18 protein-coding genes are annotated in these 17,417 nt (G+C 63.3%); 6 read left to right on the forward strand and 12 right to left on the reverse strand.

The genetic code is table 11. From position 1 onward, the window contains the following. The first annotated feature begins 6 nt into the window (after window positions 1-6). Window positions 7-1,008 carry an NADP-dependent oxidoreductase gene (locus YUA_RS0102725; RefSeq protein ID WP_027529271.1) on the forward strand — a complete coding sequence of 334 codons (1,002 nt, stop codon included), beginning with the start codon at window positions 7-9 and terminating at the stop codon, window positions 1,006-1,008. Window positions 1,009-1,168: 160 nt separating this feature from the next. Here YUA_RS0102725 and YUA_RS0102730 read toward each other — a convergent pair whose 3' ends face one another. Further along, window positions 1,169-2,203: a LacI family DNA-binding transcriptional regulator gene (locus YUA_RS0102730; RefSeq protein ID WP_027529272.1), complete on the reverse strand. Its 1,035-nt coding sequence runs from the start codon at window positions 2,201-2,203 to the stop codon at window positions 1,169-1,171. 215 nt (window positions 2,204-2,418) lie between these two features. Here YUA_RS0102730 and YUA_RS43375 point away from each other — a divergent pair, with 215 nt between their 5' ends. Then, window positions 2,419-3,357 carry an NAD(P)-dependent oxidoreductase gene (locus tag YUA_RS43375; RefSeq protein ID WP_051383079.1) on the forward strand — a complete coding sequence of 313 codons (939 nt, stop codon included), beginning with the start codon at window positions 2,419-2,421 and terminating at the stop codon, window positions 3,355-3,357. A gap of 18 nt (window positions 3,358-3,375) precedes the next feature. Here YUA_RS43375 and YUA_RS0102740 read toward each other — a convergent pair whose 3' ends face one another. The 4 genes from YUA_RS0102740 to YUA_RS0102755 form a co-directional block, all read right to left on the reverse strand. Further along, on the reverse strand, window positions 3,376-4,536 hold the full coding sequence (locus YUA_RS0102740) for a winged helix-turn-helix domain-containing protein (RefSeq protein WP_027529273.1): 1,161 nt from the start codon (window positions 4,534-4,536) through the stop codon (window positions 3,376-3,378). A gap of 117 nt (window positions 4,537-4,653) precedes the next feature. Further along, a complete protein-coding gene (locus tag YUA_RS0102745) occupies window positions 4,654-4,908 on the reverse strand; it encodes a hypothetical protein (RefSeq protein WP_027529274.1) in 255 nt (84 codons plus the stop codon). Between the two features lie 122 nt (window positions 4,909-5,030). Continuing rightward, complete coding sequence (locus YUA_RS0102750; RefSeq protein ID WP_027529275.1) at window positions 5,031-5,276, reverse strand: hypothetical protein; 246 nt, start codon at window positions 5,274-5,276, stop codon at window positions 5,031-5,033. A 251-nt stretch (window positions 5,277-5,527) separates the two neighbouring features. Further along, the gene (locus tag YUA_RS0102755) at window positions 5,528-6,940 is read right to left on the reverse strand and encodes a caspase family protein (protein WP_027529276.1); all 1,413 of its coding nucleotides are present in this window, start codon (window positions 6,938-6,940) and stop codon (window positions 5,528-5,530) included. Between the two features lie 533 nt (window positions 6,941-7,473). Here YUA_RS0102755 and YUA_RS0102760 point away from each other — a divergent pair. Then, window positions 7,474-8,115 carry an OmpA family protein gene (locus YUA_RS0102760; RefSeq protein WP_027529277.1) on the forward strand — a complete coding sequence of 214 codons (642 nt, stop codon included), beginning with the start codon at window positions 7,474-7,476 and terminating at the stop codon, window positions 8,113-8,115. A 65-nt stretch (window positions 8,116-8,180) separates the two neighbouring features. Here YUA_RS0102760 and YUA_RS0102765 read toward each other — a convergent pair whose 3' ends face one another. Continuing rightward, a complete protein-coding gene (locus YUA_RS0102765; RefSeq protein WP_027529278.1) occupies window positions 8,181-9,443 on the reverse strand; it encodes a phospholipid carrier-dependent glycosyltransferase in 1,263 nt (420 codons plus the stop codon). A 203-nt stretch (window positions 9,444-9,646) separates the two neighbouring features. On the opposite strand from YUA_RS0102765, the gene YUA_RS0102770 reads away from it, so the two are divergent. Beyond that, the gene (locus YUA_RS0102770; RefSeq protein ID WP_027529279.1) at window positions 9,647-10,348 is read left to right on the forward strand and encodes a FecR domain-containing protein; all 702 of its coding nucleotides are present in this window, start codon (window positions 9,647-9,649) and stop codon (window positions 10,346-10,348) included. A 2-nt stretch (window positions 10,349-10,350) separates the two neighbouring features. Then, a complete protein-coding gene (locus YUA_RS0102775) occupies window positions 10,351-11,487 on the forward strand; it encodes a hypothetical protein (RefSeq protein WP_035970396.1) in 1,137 nt (378 codons plus the stop codon). A 132-nt stretch (window positions 11,488-11,619) separates the two neighbouring features. Here the strand turns inward: YUA_RS0102775 and YUA_RS0102780 are convergent, their stop codons facing one another. The 3 genes from YUA_RS0102780 to YUA_RS0102790 all read right to left on the reverse strand — a co-directional run bounded on the left by YUA_RS0102780 (window position 11,620) and on the right by YUA_RS0102790 (window position 13,207). Then, window positions 11,620-12,108, reverse strand: coding sequence for a VOC family protein (locus tag YUA_RS0102780; protein ID WP_027529281.1), 489 nt, complete (start codon window positions 12,106-12,108; stop codon window positions 11,620-11,622). A gap of 26 nt (window positions 12,109-12,134) precedes the next feature. Beyond that, window positions 12,135-12,563: a VOC family protein gene (locus tag YUA_RS0102785; RefSeq protein WP_027529282.1), complete on the reverse strand. Its 429-nt coding sequence runs from the start codon at window positions 12,561-12,563 to the stop codon at window positions 12,135-12,137. 128 nt (window positions 12,564-12,691) lie between these two features. Beyond that, window positions 12,692-13,207 carry a cupin domain-containing protein gene (locus tag YUA_RS0102790; RefSeq protein ID WP_027529283.1) on the reverse strand — a complete coding sequence of 172 codons (516 nt, stop codon included), beginning with the start codon at window positions 13,205-13,207 and terminating at the stop codon, window positions 12,692-12,694. 127 nt (window positions 13,208-13,334) lie between these two features. Here YUA_RS0102790 and YUA_RS0102795 point away from each other — a divergent pair, with 127 nt between their 5' ends. Beyond that, a complete protein-coding gene (locus YUA_RS0102795) occupies window positions 13,335-13,553 on the forward strand; it encodes a CsbD family protein (protein WP_027529284.1) in 219 nt (72 codons plus the stop codon). Between the two features lie 67 nt (window positions 13,554-13,620). Here YUA_RS0102795 and YUA_RS0102800 read toward each other — a convergent pair whose 3' ends face one another. Genes YUA_RS0102800 through YUA_RS0102810 form a run of 3 tightly spaced genes read right to left on the reverse strand, consistent with a single transcriptional unit; the run spans window position 13,621 to window position 17,417 of the window. Further along, window positions 13,621-14,085, reverse strand: a complete 465-nt coding sequence (locus YUA_RS0102800) for an FKBP-type peptidyl-prolyl cis-trans isomerase (RefSeq protein ID WP_027529285.1) — start codon at window positions 14,083-14,085, stop codon at window positions 13,621-13,623. A gap of 60 nt (window positions 14,086-14,145) precedes the next feature. Further along, window positions 14,146-16,437: a xanthine dehydrogenase family protein molybdopterin-binding subunit gene (locus YUA_RS0102805; RefSeq protein ID WP_027529286.1), complete on the reverse strand. Its 2,292-nt coding sequence runs from the start codon at window positions 16,435-16,437 to the stop codon at window positions 14,146-14,148. A gap of 2 nt (window positions 16,438-16,439) precedes the next feature. Beyond that, complete coding sequence (locus tag YUA_RS0102810; protein WP_245285090.1) at window positions 16,440-17,417, reverse strand: xanthine dehydrogenase family protein subunit M; 978 nt, start codon at window positions 17,415-17,417, stop codon at window positions 16,440-16,442.

Raw genomic sequence — 17,417 nt, forward strand, 5'->3', positions numbered from 1 at the left:
AGAGACATGAAAGCGCTCATCTTCAAGCGTTATGGCAAGGCCAATCAGCTTGCTTTCATCGATACGCCCCGGCCGACGCCGAAGCCGGATGAAATTCTCGTTCAGGTCCACGCCGCCGGTTTGAATCCGATCGACAACATGATTCCAAAAGGAATGTTCAAGCCCATCCTGCACTTTCAGCTCCCGGCCGCATTGGGCAGCGACTTGGCTGGCGTCGTGGTGGAGGTCGGAAATCGCGTTACCCGATTCAAGCCGGGCGATGAGATCTTCGCCAGCATCTTCGACCTGGGCACGGGCGCGCTTGCTGAATTCGCGGTCGTTCCCGAGACTGCCGCCGCGCTCAAGCCGCCCAACCTGGACTTTGTGCAAGCGGCCTCCATCCCGATGGTCGCACTAACGTCGTGGCAAGCGCTGACGGAGCGTGCGCGCCTCAAGCCCGGCCAAAAGGTTTTCATTCCCGCAGGATCCGGCGGGATCGGCACCTTCGCGATCCAACTTGCGAAATATCTCGGAGCGAAGGTGGGAACGACAACCAGCAGCGGAAACGTGGACCTGGTGCGGAGCCTCGGAGCCGATGACGTGGTTGATTACAACAAGCAGCAGTTTGAGACCGTGCTGCGGGACTATGATGCCGTGCTGGGCACAATCAGGGGCGACGCAATCGAGAAATCCCTTGGGATATTGAAGCGTGGAAGCACCGTCCTCTCGCTCATCGGGCCCCCGGATGCTGCATTCGCCCGTGCCCGCGGCATGAACTTCTTCATGGTGTTCCTGTTCGGCTTGCTGAGCCGCAAGATCATTCGCTGCGCCCGAAAACGCGGCGCCGAATATTCATTCCTGTTTGTGCATCCAGATGGCGGTCAGCTCTCGCAGATCGGCGAGATTCTCAAGGCGGGCCGCATTCGGCCGGTGATCGACAAGGTCTTTCCATTCGCGGAGGCCAAGGAAGCCCTTGGCTACCTTGCGAAGGGCAGGGCCAAGGGGAAAGTCGTCGTCCAGATGAGGTGAGGTCACCCGACGCTCGCTCCGCCAGCTGAAACCGCTCGAAGCGGTCGAGCTCGCCCGTTGCTGTTAGGGCGGATCTTCTCGCTGCGAAATTTGTTAGCTTACCTGATCGGTGTTGCGGCCGGCATCTGCATCACGAGATTGGTCGCCCTGCGGAGCAAGCTCATCTCGCAAGAGACCGGCTCGACCCGCGAATGATCAGCTCCGTCGGCACGGTGAGACCACGGCCGCGCTCGATTTCGTCGCCGCGCATCCGCTCCAGCAGCATTGTCGCTGCGTGGCGGCCCATCGCCGCCAGATCCCACTCGATCGCGGTGATCGGCGGGGTATGCAGTTCAGCCAGGTCGGAATCGCTCCCGGCCACCACGGAAATCCCATCCCCAACGTCAATGCTCATCGTCCGCAGCGCTCTCAGGCAGCCGCCGAGCATGTCCATAGCCGCGACGAAGAGCGCCGTCGGCGGATCCGCGAGATTCATGAGCGACGCCGTCGCCCGATAGGCGTCTTCGCTCGAGAGCACATTGTGTCGTAACAGCCTCGAATCCGGCGTGATGCCCGCCGCCGAATACGCCTCACGGAATCCCTCCAGGCGGCTGCGCGACGGAAAGGCCTTGATATCGCCGACCAGCATGGCGATCCGCCGGTGCCCGAGACCGAGCAGATGGCTGGTCGCAAGGCGTGCGCCCAGGCGATGATCGGCCGTGACGCGATCGAGCGCCTCGATGCTGTCTCTGTCGATAAGCAAGACCGGCATCGGAGCCTCCGCCAGCGCCTGGCGCACGTCCCGGTGCGCCTCATCACTCAGCGTCATCATCACGCCATCCACCCGGCGCCTGCGGAAGGCGCGCAGCAAGGAGATCTCGACTTCGGGGCGGTTGGTCGTGCTCGCCAGAAGCAGGGTATATCCGGCCTCGCGCAGGACCGCCTCGGCCTCCTTGATGAAGAGCGCGAAGCGCGGGATGTCGAAGTCGCGAATGGCGCAGGCCACGAGCCGCGACCGTCCCGCGCGCATGCTCTGCGCCGTGACGTCGACCTCATAGCCGAGATCGGCCATGGCCCTTTCGACGCGCTCGCGCAGCTCTCTGGTCACCGTGGGACGATCGTTGAGTACACGGGATACCGTGCCGACCGCGACGCCGGCCGCTCGGGCCACGTCCCTGACTTTCACGGTTTGCGGGCGGCGAGGCTGCGACGTCATGCTCCCACATGAACCGGTTCACTATTTTAAGCAAGTCTCTCGGCCACTATCTACCGAAATATTAGCCAGCTCTGATATTGCGGGAGTAAGATTGTCTCGGATGATGAACCGGTTCATTGACTCCGGCGCCGAACTTGGCACAATGGCCGCGATGAAGCCGTGCGCGGAGAGGAGACCTCACCCTTTCCGTCGAGCGGTCCGGAGAAGTTGCAGCCATGCCGCAGCCCAAGGTCGCCTTTGTTGGATTTGGCGAAGCCGCGCAATGCTTTGCGTCGCACCTGGCAGCTCAGACCGGAGCGCCGATCGTCGCGTTCTGTCAGGGCAAGACCAACGCACCGCCCTACTCCCAAGCCTTTCTTGCGGTCGCGGCCAGATGTGGCGTCACGCTGGTCGAGCGGCTCGACGACCTGTCGGAGGCGGACGTAATATTTTCCGCCGTAGTCGTTGCCGTCGCGACCGAGATGGGAGAGGCCATAGCCAGAATTGTGCGTCCCGGCGGCCTCGTAGTGGACATCAACGCCGCGACCCCGAGAACGAAAAAGCGTGTCGCCGAGGTCGTGGAGGCGCGCGGCGGCGTGTTCGCGGATGCGAACCTGATGGGCTCGGTCGATCTCTATGGCGCAGCAGTCCCGCTCTACACGTCGGGCAGCGGCGCCGAACGCTTCGCAGAGACGTTCAGGCCATTTGGCTTCCACATCGAGGTGGCCGGCTCCGAAGCCGGAACGGCAGCGGCCGTGAAGATGCTTCGGAGCGTGGTGACGAAGGGTATGGAGGCGCTGCTGGTCGAGGCTCTGACCGCCGCAACGCTCGCCGGCGTGCGGCGTGAAACCATGCGCGGGCTTTGCCAATCCATGGATGCCACCACATTCAGCAAGTTCCTGGACATGTGCGTCCGCTCCGACGTGCTGCATGCCGAGCGCCGCGCAGTGGAAATGGACGGCGTGGCGGCGGGCCTGCGGGAATTGGGCTTCGATCCCCTCATGACGAGCGCGACAGCGGAGCGACTGAGGGTCTCGGCGCGACTGGAATTGCGCGAGGAGTTCGCGCGACGCTCGGGCTATTCGGCCGACGAAGTGCTGGACAGGTATGCGCATATGCTGTCCGACCTTGGCCGCGAACCGCGAGGCACGCGCGACCTCCAAGAAAGGCCGTAGACTGGGCGACGGTCACGCTCACTCCGCGAGCTGAAACCGCTCAAATCGCTCGAGCTCCTCCTCGATCTTCTGCTTGAGCTCCTTGCGCCCCGCTATCTTCTTGCCCTTCCCGAGCCAGGTCCATTTCTGCATCAACAGCTTCTTGGCCTGCCGGTCGGTCTTGAGGTCGAGCGCGGCGATGATCTCGTCGCCGACCAGCACGGGCAGCGCGAAATAGCCGAGCTTGCGCTTGGCCTTCGGCACATAAGCCTCGAACAGATGATTGTAGCCGAAGATGAGATTGGTGCGCTTGCGCTGGATGATCAGCGGATCGAACGGCGAAAGGATATGGACGAGATCAGGCGATACCTCGCCAGGCTCCAGCGCCGCGGGGCTCGCCCAATGCTCCTGCTTACCGGCGCCCTCGACCGCGACAGGCACGAGCTCGCCGCGGCGGACGCGCGCGGCGATCAGGCTTGCCACAGCTTTCTTGCTCGGCGCATCGAGGTGGCAGATCGAATCGAGGCTGACCACGCCTTGGGAGCGCAACGCGCGATCGAGCAGATAGGCCGTGATCTCCTTGGCTGAGGCCGGCTTCGGCAGCTTGTCCCAGCCGAAATGCCGCGTCATCAGATCATAGGTCTTGAGCATGCCCTGGCGCGCACTGATGGTCGCGACGCCGGTATAGAAGGCAAGCTGAAGTGCCCGCTTCGAAGGCTTGCGGCTCTGCCACAGATGCTCCTTCTCGGTGAGCACGTCGTCCTCGATGTCGCGGATCGTCAGCGGGCCGGCCCGCAACAGCCGCATCACCTTGCGCGTGTCGGCTGGCGTCACCGAGACATACCATCTGTGCCCCTCGCGCTTGTGCTCGCGCATCGCCGGCAGGAAGATGCGAAAATCGCTCGACGGCACATAGGACAGCGCATGGGTCCAGTATTCGAATACGCTTTTGTCGACGCTCTGGGCATGCCGCAGATCGGCGCGGCGGTAGGACGGGATGCGGCTGAAGAGGATGTGGTGATGGCAGCGCTCGATCACGTTGATGGTGTCGATCTGCACATAGCCGAGATGGGCGATCGCCTCCGCCACGGCCTGCGCGCCCTCCCCGAACGGTTCGCGCGTGTCGAGCCGCTGCGCATGCAGCCAGATCTGCCGGGCCTGCGTCGTGCTGAGGGGGATCGGTTTGGGCGCGCGTGACATTGCAACACGCAATGTAGCGGGATTCGCGCCAAGCGAAAGAATGGGCAAAGCGGCGGTCAAATAAAAAGCCGCGCTGCCATCTGCTGACAGCGCGGCCGGCTGGTGCGCGCCGCGCGCCTATTTCATCGACATGGCCTTCTGCGACTTCATGTAATGCATGCAGGCGCTCTTCATCTTGCCATTGCTCATGTCGGTGTTGGCCATGGCCATTTCCTTGTTCGCCGCCGTCTTGGCCGGCGTGTCCGGAGTGCCACCCATCATGGCGGCGGACTTCATCATGTTGTCCTTGGTGCACGCCATCATTGCGGCGGATGCGGGGGACAGCGAAAGGGTGAACGCGACAAGGGCTGCGGCCGTGAGCAAGATCTTCATCGAAAAGTCTCCTCCGTAAAACGAAACCGGCGCCATGCCGGCATTCGCAACTACGTATTGTCTCGCGACAATGTTTCGCGGAGAAGAAAATTTTCTTGCTGCAATGCAAAGTGAAACCGGCTCTAGCGGCCGTCCTTCGGCGCTCTCGGCCGATCACTGAGGCTGCCGGTGGCAATGTCGGGCTCGCACGCGGCCCTGCCGCGCCCCTCGGCCTGACAGCGATAGACGTTGCCGGTGAGGCGGTCGACCAGCCACATGTTCTCGTCGGTCGGAGCTTCGAGGCCGACATAGCGGGAGGTCAATCCCGTGATCAGCGTCGAGAGCAGGATCGCCACTGCGATCATCGCCGCACCGATATAGATCGGCATGGAACTCAGGAACACGGTCCGATCCGGCGGGCCGCCACGATAGAACTGATAGTCACTCGGCCTTGGCACAGGATTGAACTCGGCTCCCCTTCGCTTGCGGTTGTCGGATCAGGAGTCCTGCTAGGCGCGCATCTTGCCGAAAACTTGTTCGCAGACAGGCCGCCACGCGACCGCTTTGCGACGAAGGATAAGCGCAGGTTTCCGACAGGGAAGGCGGCCCGGATTGAGCCGCCGCCCGTGGCCGTTTGCCCTCAGCGGCGGCCAAACAATCCACCCATCATGCCGCCAAACAGACCGCCGGGGGCGCCCGTCGGGGCGCCGCCGCCACCACTGTAATGGCGCCGACCGCCACCACCGGAGGAATGGCGACGCGCCGGCTCATCGTCTGCCTGCTCAGAGGAGGCAGCGCGGGTCGAAACGATCTCCGATAGCAGAGCCTTGTGCTGGAGCTTGTTGAGATAACCGGTGGCGGGATAGCCACGTGCGGCCTGCCAACGCTTCATCACGGAACGGGTCTCGTCGTCGAACTTCCCGGTCGCCTTGACGTCAAAGCCGAGCCCGGTGAGGCGGCGCTGCACGTCGCGGCGCTGGCTCTTGTCCAGACCGATCTGGTCTTCGGACATCTGGCTGGCTTCTTCGGTGAAGGTCGCGGGATCGATCCCGGCCGACAGGTTGCGGGTGGTATTGGACGGTCCATCCTGCAACGCCGCGATGCGGGCGAGTGCGATCGATTTGAACGTGCCGTTCGGATAGTTGGTGAGATAGGCGTTGAGTTCTTCCACCTTATTGGTGTCCTTGATCGAGCGCCAGAACTCGAGCTCGATGTCGGAGCCTTGCCTGGCCGCGGCCGATACCGGCGCATTCGACGGATCGATCGTGGCCGTGGCCGACGCACCAACCGGATTGAGATAGACGTTGCCGGTGAGGTTGGTGTGGCCCCAGGGCAATTGCCCCTTGCTGGTCTCGTCACTGACCTGGGCACGGACCTTGGTCATGGCCTGCTGGATCTCGATCCCGGGCTGGGCAATGTTGGCGACGAGAGCCCGGGTGAACGGGCTGTTGGTGCCGGCCTCGCCGTCGAGCGCGGTCTGGCCGGGACCGGTGGCAAAGGCAATCAGCGTGCCCTCGCCCGACTTCATCTCGGCGAGGCCAGTCTGCACGTTGACGGAGCGGGTGGCCTTGGCCGACCGGATCTTTGCCGCGAACGGGTTATCACGGCAGGCGTCCAGGAATACGAGCTTCACCTTCGCATCCGCCATGGTCTGATCGAGCGTGATGTCGACATTGATCGCCGCACCGAGCTTGACGTCGATTTCGGATTTCAGGTCTGCGTCTATCGGCAACAGATAGTTGACGCCGTTCACGGCAATCCCGTGGCCGGCATAGAAGAACACGGCGACATCGGCGCCTTCGCTCTTCTTGCCAAACTCCAAAAGCTTTGCAGTCATGGCGTCGCGGGTGAGGTTGGCGCCCTCGACGACATCGAAGCCGACATTGCGCAGCACCCTGGCCATCGTCTTGGAATCGATCGCGGGGTTTGGGAGCTGCGGGACATTCTTGTAGGCGGCATTGCCGACCACGAAGGCGACGCGCTTGTCAGCGAAAGCTGCGTTGCCGCTGACGAGAAATGCTGCGATTGAAATTGCTGCGATCAAGAAGCGCATGATCATTCTCCCCTGATCCAAACTTCTTCGCTGTTCTCGGATCAGCCCGAGCCGATCCGATGAGAGCTATCTGATCCAGTTCACAACGACGCACTGTCATCTGGATCACCCGGGGATTTCTAATGCTCGAACCGAGCTGAGCGACGCTGCGACGGCTACTCTTCGCGCGGCTGGCGCAACGGGCAATGAGTGCTGGTGACGAGCAATGGCAGGGAGATTGTACCCGCTGCGGCCCGAAGTCCAGCGAATCGCAGAAGACCGATTCGAAATGATGTGAAGGATCTGCACCTGCTTTCGAGGATCGAACGAGACAGCGTTACTTCCTGAGCAGGCCTTGTGCTGCACCGGTAACGGGCCACTGCCAGCTAGCTGGATGCGACGGATGCCGACCGGCGCCGGCGCTAAGATGCGGCTAAGATGCGGATGGTACTTCGGCGATTTCTGAATGTGACCCGAATCACATCCGAGCCTTTGAACCTTCCCTATGCTCGCAGCATCAAATTGCCATCAGGCGTCACAGCGAGGATACGACAATGACCCATTTCAATAAGTTTTTTGGACTGAAGGCGATCACGCTCACGGCGGCGCTGTCGTTGACGGCGGGCCTCGCTTTCGCCGGCGACACCAGCGTCTCCACCAACCAGATCCTGGATGCGTTGAAGCCCAAGCCGATCACCCGCGGCCTGTCCGCCGGTCCGCAAGCTGATCCGACGGCGCAAGCCAAGGAAGCGACCTTCCTCAATACCGTACGCAACCGGCAGACCCGTTCGCTCTCGATGGGCGAGCGCGATCAGATCGCCGAGCTCGCGGCGACCAAGCCGAACATCGATCTGGAGATCCAGTTCGACTACAACTCGGCCGACATCGCCAAGACCTCGGTGCCGTCGGTGCAGGCGCTCGGCAAGGCGCTGTCCGATCCGTCGCTGAAGGGCTCGACCTTCGTGGTCGCCGGCCATACCGATGCGATCGGCACCGAAGAATACAATCAGGGCCTCTCGGAGCGTCGCGCCGACACGATCAAGAAGTACTTGGTGCAGAACTACGGCCTCAGCGGCAACGATCTCGTCACCGTCGGCTACGGCAAGACCAAGCTGAAGGACACCGCCAACGGCGCCGACCCGATCAACCGTCGCGTCCAGGTCGTGAACATGGACACCAAGACCGCGTCGAAATGATCTGAGAAGCGATTGCGGCCATCGACAAGCCGCCTGCCGCGAGAGTGGCAGGCGGTCTTCTGTTGTCAGATCCAGCTCTGGAACAGCATCAGCCGGTTGAACAGCTGCATCGACGTGCCGATGAAGGCGGCCGAGATCGGCAACATCACCGCAAAGCCGATCGCGGCAGTACCGACATAGGCCCACAACAGCCAGCGCGGCAGGTCTTCTCTGCGCAGCACATAAACCAGCGCGAGCGAGGCCGCTGTTGCGGCCGGCAGATAATAATAGATGAAGCCCAGCGTGCGCGGCAGCAGCGCCCATGCGAGCCACGGGCCGAAATAGAACGCCGCGATCAGGAACGCATCCCAGCGACGCGCGACGATGAAGTCGCGCAACACCACGACGAGCGCGAGCAGTGCCGGCCACGCTACCAGCGGATTGCCGAGGAAAACGACCGCCGCGACGTTGTCGTCCGAAGTCTTGTCGAACAGGAACCACACAGGCCGCGCCAGCAACGGCCAGGAAGGCCATGAGCTCATATAAGTGTGGCCGGCGATCGCGGTGGTGGTGTTATCGGCGAAGATCCGGCGCTGCGCCTCGATCAGATCCGGCAACGACACCCCGTAGAGCGGAACGAAGGCGGCGAGATAGGTCACGGCCGGCAACAGCGCGAAGCAGAGCGCAGCATGATGCGCCCTGAAGCCGGGCCAGAGATCGGGGCGGTACCAGTCGCTTGGCTTCGCATCGGCGAACAGCGTGTGCCAGCCCTGCATCAGGCGGATCACCGCAACGATGACGATGCAGACACCGAGCGGAAACAGTCCGCTCCATTTGCAGGCGGCGGCGAGGCCGAACAACGCCCCTGCAAGCGCGAACAGCGCCTGCGGCCGCTCTCGTCGAAAGCCGTGCATGAAGGCGGCGATGGCGAGCAGACCGAGACCGAGCGCAAAGATGTCGAGCATCGCGATGCGCGCCTGCACATAGACCATCTGGTTGAACGCCGCGATCAGCGCCGCCGCGATCGCAGGCGCTTGCGATCCGAACAGCGCGAGGCCGCAGAGATAGATCGCAACGATCGCGAGCGCACCGAACAGTGTCGCCGGATAGCGCCAGCCCAGCGCATTGTCGCCGAATGCAGCGATCGATGCCGCGATCAGCTCTTTCGCCAGCGGCGGATGCATCGGATTGAGCATCGGCTGCGACGTCCCGGAGCCAAGCATCTGCCGCGCCGCCGGCACGTAATGCACCTCGTCAAAGACGAACTTTTCGGGCGTCACCAGCCCGATCAGCAGCGCGAGATGCGCAGCTAGGAAGATCGCGACGGCGATCACTGCGCTTCGCGACAACTTCGGAGCCGCGTGTGCTTCGAGCGACTGCTGTGGGATTATTTTGCGTGGCAAATCTGCGTCACCGCGAAAAAAACAACTCAGCCGATCCATTGAACGCATTCCGCCGCAACTGTCACTAAGCTAACGCTCGTCCCGCGCCGCTTGTGATCATTCTACCACAACAGAGGCGTGCGCGATCAGGGACTTCGATCGGGTACGATATGAATTTGCGTTTTCTGCTTTTCCCTGCACTGCTGTCCGCCACACTGTGCGCAGCGACTTGCGCGCAGGCCCAAACGCGCGTCGGCGAAGCCGTCCTGGTTCAGAACGAGGTGGTACGCGTCGCCGCGACCACGTCGCCGATCAGCGTCGGCGACAGCATGCTGCGCGACGAGACCGTGCGCACCGGCGCCGACAGCGCAGCGCGGTTCGTCATGGCCGACAGCACCAATCTGTCGCTTGGACCGAGCGCCACGCTGAAGCTCGACCGCACCGTCTTCAACGACGAGCACAGCTATCGCGACGTCGCGATTCGCATGGCCACGGGCGCCTTCCGCTTCGTGACCGGACATTCGGAGAAGACCGCCTACAAGATCACAACGCCGCTCGCGACCATCGGCGTTCGCGGCACCACGCTCGACATCCTGTCGCAGCGCGGCCGCTCGGTCGTCGTGCTTCAGGAGGGCGCGGCCAGCGTCTGCACGCTGAACTTCCAGTGCATCCAGCTGACCCAGCCGGGCGACACCGCGGTCATCACCTCGACCGGCGGCAAGGTCTCCATCACCAAGACCAACACGCCGCCCTGGACTTTCGCCGCCAATTGCGCCGCGAATGCGGGGCTGTGCTCCGTCAACCAATATGCCGACGCCTCACCGACCATCACTCCTGCCGTCCATGACGATGGCATGCTGTGCGGGCGCTGACGATGGCGAAGCTCGGCTTCAAGCGATTGGTCCTGGCGGGCGCATTGGCCGCAACCTCGGCGTTTGCACAGTTCGCGCTCCACACCCGTCCGGCCGGGGCCGCGAGCACCTGCGGGTTTGAATGCGGCGAGCCTAACCCCTATTCGTCACCAAGCCCATATCCGTCGCCGAGCCCGTCCCCATCACCGAACCCAGTCCCGTCGCCAAGCCCGATGTCAAGCCCGATGTCAAGCCCAACTCCGACCGGCTCCGATTCCAGCGGCAAATCGGTCGGCGGCCTCGCCAACCAGCGCTTCAACCAGATGATCACCAACCGCGTGCTCGGCACGGTGTTGCTTGGCGTCAACGAGCAGGTCAATTGCAGCGACTGCATCAGCGCGTTCGGCTCGGCCGGCTCGTTCTCGGCCGGCATCCACGGCCGCAAGGAGCTGACGCCCAATCTGTCGCTGCTCGCCGGCCTCGCCTACACGCAATACAGCGAGGGCGGCTACAACATCACCAGCGCTCCGATCGGCGCCTTCGCACTGCGTTATGATTTCACCGATTGGGGCTCGTCGCGTCCGTTCTTCGACGTCGGCACGATCCTGACACCATGGGAGAAGGCGCGCTACACCCGCAGCTACAATACCAGCCTGGGTCCAGTGAGCGTGACCAGCTCGACCAACGCCGCGAATTACGCGGTCTACGGTCGCGCCGGCTGGATGAGCCGATTGTCAGGCCAGGATGAGGTCGCAGCCTCCGTCGAGGTCTGGCAGCTCTGGCAGCGCGTATCGGGCTATGCGGACAATGTGGTCGCGTTCAATCCGTTCGACGCCAATATTGCGACCGGCACCGACCGCACCAGCCTGGTCAAGATCGGCGGCCAGTGGACCCATCTCTTCGCCGGCAACGTCGAGACCAACATCAACGGCGGCCGGGTGCAGTCGTTCGCCAGCCATAGCGGCATCGTCGCCACCGTGACCGGCGACGGCATGGTGGTGCCGACGATGGGCAACCAGGGCTGGTTCGAATATGGCGGCCGCCTCGGCTTCCGCGTGCAGAGGGGCTGGGTCGTGGACCTCTTCGCCAACGGCACGCTGGGCCCGCAGCCGGTCGGCAACACCATCCATGGCGGCGTGGGGCTGAGGATCAATTATTAGCGGGTGGGCCCAGGCTAGCTTTCGTAGGGTGGGCAAAGCGAAGCGTGCCCACCACTTCTCTCTCAACCGGAGACGGATGGTGGGCACGGCGCTATCGCGCCTTTGCACCACCCTACGGCACCTCTGCTGACGTCACGCCGCCGACTTGCCCTCGAACGCACGCCGCAAGGCGTCCACGTCAAGCTTCACCATTTTCATCATGGCCTGCATCGCGCGTGCGGCGGCGGCCTTGTCGGGGCTCGACAGGAAGTCGAACATCACCTTGGGCACCACCTGCCACGCCACGCCCCAGCGATCCCTCAGCCAGCCGCACTGCTCTGCCTTGCCGCCATGAGCGAGGAATGCGTTCCAAACGCTGTCGACCTGGGCCTGGTCGTCGCAATGGATCATCAGCGAGATCGCGTGCGTGTACTCCATCTTCATGCCGCCGTTGAGTGCGACCAGCGGCTGGCCGGCCACCGTGAACTCGACAACGAGCACGGAGCCTTCCGTGCCGGACGGGCCGTCCGAAACGTTTTGCTGAACGTGCGTGATCTCCGAATTCGGCACGAGCGAGACGTAGAATTTTGCGGCTTCCTCAGCATCACCGTTGAACCACATGCAGGGCACGAGCTTGGACATTGCGAATGCTCCTCTTCGGGTTTCGATCAGGCGTTCGCCATCGCGGGCTTCGCGGGGACCGCTGCCATGTCCAGCCAGTTCACACCCCACATATGGCCATCCGGATCCTCAAAGCTGCGGCCGTACATGAAGCTATATTCGTCCTTCGGGCTGGGATCGGCCACCCCGCCCGCAGCCTCGGCCTTGGCGACGATATCGTCGACCTCGTTCCGGCTGTCGGCGGACAGGCAGAACAACGCCTGGTTCGAGGTCTTTGCATCAGCGATCGGCTTCGGCGTGAAATGACGGAATTTGTCGTGGGTCGTCAGCATCACGAAAATGCTCTCGGAAAAGACCATGCAGCTCGCGGTATCGTCGCTGAATTGCGGATTCCTCGTCGCGCCGATCGCCCCGTAAAAGGCGGTTGCACACTTGAGGTCGGTCACCGGCAGATTGAGGAAAATCATCCTGGGCATCGGAAGCTCCTTGGGCGGGGTTCTGCCCAAGGACGGACGGCCGAGCCGCTATCCGACACGGCTGTCGAATTATTTTTCTGACTCCCGGCTGCGGGGTTCTGTCGCACCGCCCCGCCCGGTCTTCAGCCTTACTTCTTCTCGTTGGGATCCCGGTGGACGGGATCGATCCACAGCACGGTCTCGGGCTTCTCGACCGGCTCGATGTCGAGATTGATCGCGACCGCCTCGCCGTCGCTACGCACCAGCACGCATTCCAGCACCTCGTCGCGGCTGGCGTTGATCTCCTGGTGCGGCACGTAGGGCGGCACGAAAATGAAATCGCCCGGGCCGGCCTCCGCGGTGAATTGCAGGCTCTCGCCCCAGCGCATCCGCGCCTTGCCCTTCACGACGTAGATGACGCTTTCGAGATGGCCGTGATGATGCGCGCCGGTCTTGGCATCGGGCTTGATGCTGACGGTGCCCGCCCACAGTTTCTGCGCGCCGACGCGTGCGAAATTGATCGCGGCCGCGCGGTCCATGCCCGCCGTCGATGGCACGTTGGTATCGAGCTGGTTGCCGGGAATGACGCGCACGCCGTCATGTTTCCAGCGATCGTCGTGATGATCGTGGTCATGGTGGGAGTGCGTGTGGTCATGGCCGGTCATGGGACTTGCTCTCTGTTGGTTCCGTGCGCGCGAAACTAACCAAAGCCGGCCTATCAAGCCATACCAAAATCGGAACCCTCATAGCCACCAGACGTTGTCGTCGCGAACAATCTGGAAGGAGAGTTTCATGGGTAGCACGAGCGACAAGGTCAAGGGCAACGCAAACGAAGCCATCGGCAAGGCCAAGCAGGGCATCGGTGAAGCCACCGGTTCCGAACGCCTCCAGGGCGAAGGCGCGGTCCAGGAAGTGAAGGGCAAGGGCCAGAAGGCCATGGGCGACACCAAGGACGCTGCAAAGGAAGCGATTGATCGCGCCGCTGCTGCAGCGCGCCGCGCGGCCGAGTGACGCGCGCAAAACTGAAAGCGAAAAGACCGGCCTCGCGGCCGGTCTTTTTGTTTGTCCGTCTGTTCGCTCACTTCACCGCGAGCAATTCCACGTCGAACATCAGCGTCGCGTTCGGCGGGATTACGCCACCGGCGCCGCGGGCGCCGTAGCCGAGCTGCGGTGGGATGACCAGCGTGCGCTTGCCGCCGACTTTCATCGTGGACACGCCCTCGTCCCAACCGGCGATGACGCGGCCCTTGCCGATGGGGAATTCGAACGGCTCGTTGCGATCGACCGACGAGTCGAATTTCTTGCCCTTCTGGCCGTTCTCGTAGAGCCAGCCGGTATAGTGCATCACGCAGATCTGGCCGGGCTTCGGCGAAGCACCGGTGCCGACGACGCTGTCGATGGTCTGCAAGCCTGAAGCTGTGGTCATGGGTTTTCCTGCGGTCTGGGCCGATGCCGTGGTGGAGACGAATGTCGACACGCTGGCGATCACAGTGATCGCGAGTGCCGACATGATGGCGAGGAGTGCGCGCTGAAAACGCTGCATAGAACACCTTCCGTTTGAGGCGGAAGGTGTCTAGCGCAAGGCCGGGGCCGTTTCCACCCCTCAGACCTCGATATTTTCCAGCCGCACCGGCAGCTTGCGGATGCGCTGACCCGTGGCGTGATAGATCGCGTTGCAGATCGCAGCGTTGGTGCCGACATTGGCGAGTTCACCGAGGCCCTTTGCGCCGGCCGGGTTGATGTGATCGTCCTGCTCGGAGAGCAGGATGACCTCGACACCGGGCACATCCGCATTCACGGGCACGAGATAATCGGCGAAATTGTCGTTGACGTAGCGCGCGGTGCGTTCGTCAATCTCGGTGGCCTCCAGCAGCGCGGAGGACATGCCCCAGATCAGGCCGCCCATGAGCTGGCTGCGCGTCGTCCGCGGGTTCATGATGCGGCCGGCCGCAAACGCACCAACCAGGCGAGGTGCGCGAATCTCGTGCGTGTAGCGGTTGACCCTGACCTCGACGAACTCCGCACCGAAGGCATAGGCAATCTTGTCCTTCATCGCTGCCCCGCCGACAATACGCACGTGCCCGCTATGCATGGCCTTGAAAGAATCCAGCGGCGCACCGTCCGGCTTCCACTCGCCATATTCCTCGACCACGCCGGCACCGAGCGCGTCGAACGCCTTCTCGATGTCGAGCGGACGGTCGCCCTTTGCCGCCTGCGTCGTCGGCGCCTGACTGAGGCCTATCGTTTCCTTCGCCTTGTCGGTGAGGGTGTCGCCCGGCATCACCGCCTTGAACAGCCGCTGGCGAATCTGGTCACACACCATCATCACTGCCGAACAGGTGCTGGCCGTCGAATTCGATCCACCGGCGACGGGTCCCGGCGGCAAGTCGCTGTCGCCGACGAAGACCGCGACCTTCTCCAGCGGCACGCCAAGCCGCTCGGCTGCCGTTTGCGCCAGAATCGTATAGGCGCCGGTGCCGATCTCATGACCGGCGATCTCGACGCGGGTACGGCCGTCGCGCTGCAAGCGAACGCGCGCCGCTGCAGGCGCCATCTGCGTCGGATAACAGGTGGCCGCGCAGCCATAGCCGATCAGCCAATCGCCATCGGACATCGATTTCGGCGCCGCCGAGCGCTGCGACCAGCCGAAGGCCTTGGCGGCCTCGTCGAAGCATGCCATCAGCGACCGCGACGTGTAGGGCTTGCCGCCGATCGGCTCGTTGGTGGTGTCGTTGACGCGACGGAGCTCGACCGGATCCATGTTGAGCTTCACGGCAAGCTCGTCCATCGCGCTCTCCAGCGCGAACAGATACGGCACCTCCGGCGGCGACCGCATGAAGCCCGGCGTGTTGCGGTCGGCGCGCACGATCGATACGAGGCTGTCGACATTGGGGCAGGCATAGAGCCGCGCCGTGGTCTTGGTGCCTCCGACGCAATAGGCATCAGCGCGCGAGGACACCTCCGCGCCCTCGTGCCTGAGGGCGACCAGCTTGCCGTCCCGGCCGGCGCCGAGCTTGATCTCGTGCCGAGTCTCGGCCCGATAGGTTGCAATGGTAAAACCCTGGTCGCGCGTGGGGACCAACTTGATCGGCCGGTTCAGCCGCTTCGCGATGCCGGCGATGATGGCGGTGCGCGGCGTCATCGAGCCGCGAGAGCCAAAACCGCCGCCGACATAGGGATTGACCACCCTCACCTTGTCGGCGTCGATGCCGAGCTGCTCGGCGACGCCGTTCTTCAGGCCGTAGACATATTGGCTGGGCTCATAGATGACGAGATTATCGCCCATCCAGGCGCAGCTCGTTGAAAACAGCTCCATCGGATTGTGGTGCTGCGTCGGCGTGTCATAGGAAGCGGTGACCTTCACCTCGGCCTCCTCAAACGCCTTGGCGAAATCGCCGACCTGCGGGTCTTCCTTGAACTGCGCGTTCTGGCCTTTCGCAGCGGCTTTCGTCGTTCCAGGCGAGTCGAAGCTCGCGCTCGGGGTGGCCGCCGAGTAGCTGACCTTGACGCGGTTAGCGGCCTCGCGCGCAGCCTCGTAGCTCTCCGCGACGACCACGGCGATGATCTCGCCGTCATGCGCGATGTCGGCCGACTTCAATGGCTGGATCGTGGTCCCGGCATAGCCACCATTGCTGAAGAGCTTTGACTCCTTCAACTTTGGTGCGTTCTCGTGCGTGACAATGTCGATCACACCGCGGACATTTTTGGCATCGTGCAGATCAAAGCTGTTGATGCGGCCCCTGGCAATCGCGCTGGTGACCAGGAAGGCATAGGCCGGATTGTCCAGCGGCATATCGGACCCGTAGGTCGCCCGCCCCGTGACTTTTGCCGCTGCATCGTAGCGCGGCACGGGCTGGCCCATATTCGCCTTCGGATCGGGAGCAGCTGCGGTCATGGTCAGATCTCCATCGTTGCGGCCTGCTGCAGCGCGCGTGCCACGACGCGCTTGCCGAGTGCGATCTTGAAGCTGTTGTATTGGCGCCCCTTCGCGTCCGCGAAGGCGGTATCGGCGACACGCTGTGCCAGACCGTCATCGAACCTTTGTCCCCTCAGCAGCGCTTCCGCCTCTCGCGCGCGCCAGGGCACCGTGGCGACACCGCCAAGCGCGACACGCGCATCCCGGATCGTGCCGTCCTGCACGTCGAGCGCGACCGCAGCCGAGGACAGCGCGAACTCATAGGACTGTCGGTCGCGCGCCTTCAGGTAAACTGAGCGCGGCCAGCGGCCGGGAATGACGAAGGCGGAGATCAACTCGCCCGGCTGAAGCGCGGTCTCGATCTCGGGCGTATTGCCAGGCGCCTTGTGCAGCTCCGCGAACGGCATGCCGCGGGTCCCGGATCTGCCGGTGATCTCGACCGTGGCGTCCAGCGCGATCAGCGCCTGGGCAAAATCGCCGGGATAGGTCGCGATGCACTGGTCGGAGGTGCCGAGCACCGCATGCATGCGGTTGACGCCATCCATCGCGGCACAGCCCGAGCCGGGATTGCGCTTGTTGCAATTCTCGTAGGAGACGTCGCGAAAATAGCTGCAGCGGGTCCGCTGCATGACATTGCCGCCGAGCGTCGCCATGTTGCGAAGCTGGGCGCTGGCGGCAAGTTTCAGGGAGTTGGCGATAACCGGATAGCTACGCTGAATCTGGTCATGCGCGGCGACATCAGACATCTTCGCAAGCGCGCCCAGCCGCAAATTGTCGGCTCCCGGATCGATCGCCGACCAGCCTCGCGCGAGCGGATTGATGTCGACGATCGCCGCGGGCCGCATCACGTCCAGCTTCATCAGATCAATCAGCGTGGTGCCGCCGGCGAGCGGCTGTGCATTGGCCTGCGTCAGCGGATTGTTTGCAGCGGCGGCGGCACTGAGCGCCTGCACAGCCAT

Source organism: Bradyrhizobium sp. WSM3983, assembly GCF_000473045.1.
Lineage (GTDB): Bacteria > Pseudomonadota > Alphaproteobacteria > Rhizobiales > Xanthobacteraceae > Bradyrhizobium.

Bases quoted from the DNA above. Each gene is read 5' to 3' on its own strand.
- YUA_RS0102725 (WP_027529271.1), top strand. From the start codon at position 7: ATGAAAGCGCTCATCTTCAAGCGTTATGGCAAGGCCAATCAGCTTGCT.
- YUA_RS0102730 (WP_027529272.1), bottom strand. From the start codon at position 2,203: ATGACGTCGCAGCCTCGCCGCCCGCAAACCGTGAAAGTCAGGGACGTG.
- YUA_RS43375 (WP_051383079.1), top strand. From the start codon at position 2,419: ATGCCGCAGCCCAAGGTCGCCTTTGTTGGATTTGGCGAAGCCGCGCAA.
- YUA_RS0102740 (WP_027529273.1), bottom strand. From the start codon at position 4,536: ATGTCACGCGCGCCCAAACCGATCCCCCTCAGCACGACGCAGGCCCGG.
- YUA_RS0102745 (WP_027529274.1), bottom strand. From the start codon at position 4,908: ATGAAGATCTTGCTCACGGCCGCAGCCCTTGTCGCGTTCACCCTTTCG.
- YUA_RS0102750 (WP_027529275.1), bottom strand. From the start codon at position 5,276: ATGCCGATCTATATCGGTGCGGCGATGATCGCAGTGGCGATCCTGCTC.
- YUA_RS0102755 (WP_027529276.1), bottom strand. From the start codon at position 6,940: ATGCGCTTCTTGATCGCAGCAATTTCAATCGCAGCATTTCTCGTCAGC.
- YUA_RS0102760 (WP_027529277.1), top strand. From the start codon at position 7,474: ATGACCCATTTCAATAAGTTTTTTGGACTGAAGGCGATCACGCTCACG.
- YUA_RS0102770 (WP_027529279.1), top strand. From the start codon at position 9,647: ATGAATTTGCGTTTTCTGCTTTTCCCTGCACTGCTGTCCGCCACACTG.
- YUA_RS0102775 (WP_035970396.1), top strand. From the start codon at position 10,351: ATGGCGAAGCTCGGCTTCAAGCGATTGGTCCTGGCGGGCGCATTGGCC.
- YUA_RS0102780 (WP_027529281.1), bottom strand. From the start codon at position 12,108: ATGTCCAAGCTCGTGCCCTGCATGTGGTTCAACGGTGATGCTGAGGAA.
- YUA_RS0102785 (WP_027529282.1), bottom strand. From the start codon at position 12,563: ATGCCCAGGATGATTTTCCTCAATCTGCCGGTGACCGACCTCAAGTGT.
- YUA_RS0102790 (WP_027529283.1), bottom strand. From the start codon at position 13,207: ATGACCGGCCATGACCACACGCACTCCCACCATGACCACGATCATCAC.
- YUA_RS0102795 (WP_027529284.1), top strand. From the start codon at position 13,335: ATGGGTAGCACGAGCGACAAGGTCAAGGGCAACGCAAACGAAGCCATC.
- YUA_RS0102800 (WP_027529285.1), bottom strand. From the start codon at position 14,085: ATGCAGCGTTTTCAGCGCGCACTCCTCGCCATCATGTCGGCACTCGCG.
- YUA_RS0102805 (WP_027529286.1), bottom strand. From the start codon at position 16,437: ATGACCGCAGCTGCTCCCGATCCGAAGGCGAATATGGGCCAGCCCGTG.
- YUA_RS0102810 (WP_245285090.1), bottom strand. From the start codon at position 17,417: ATGGCTGTGCAGGCGCTCAGTGCCGCCGCCGCTGCAAACAATCCGCTG.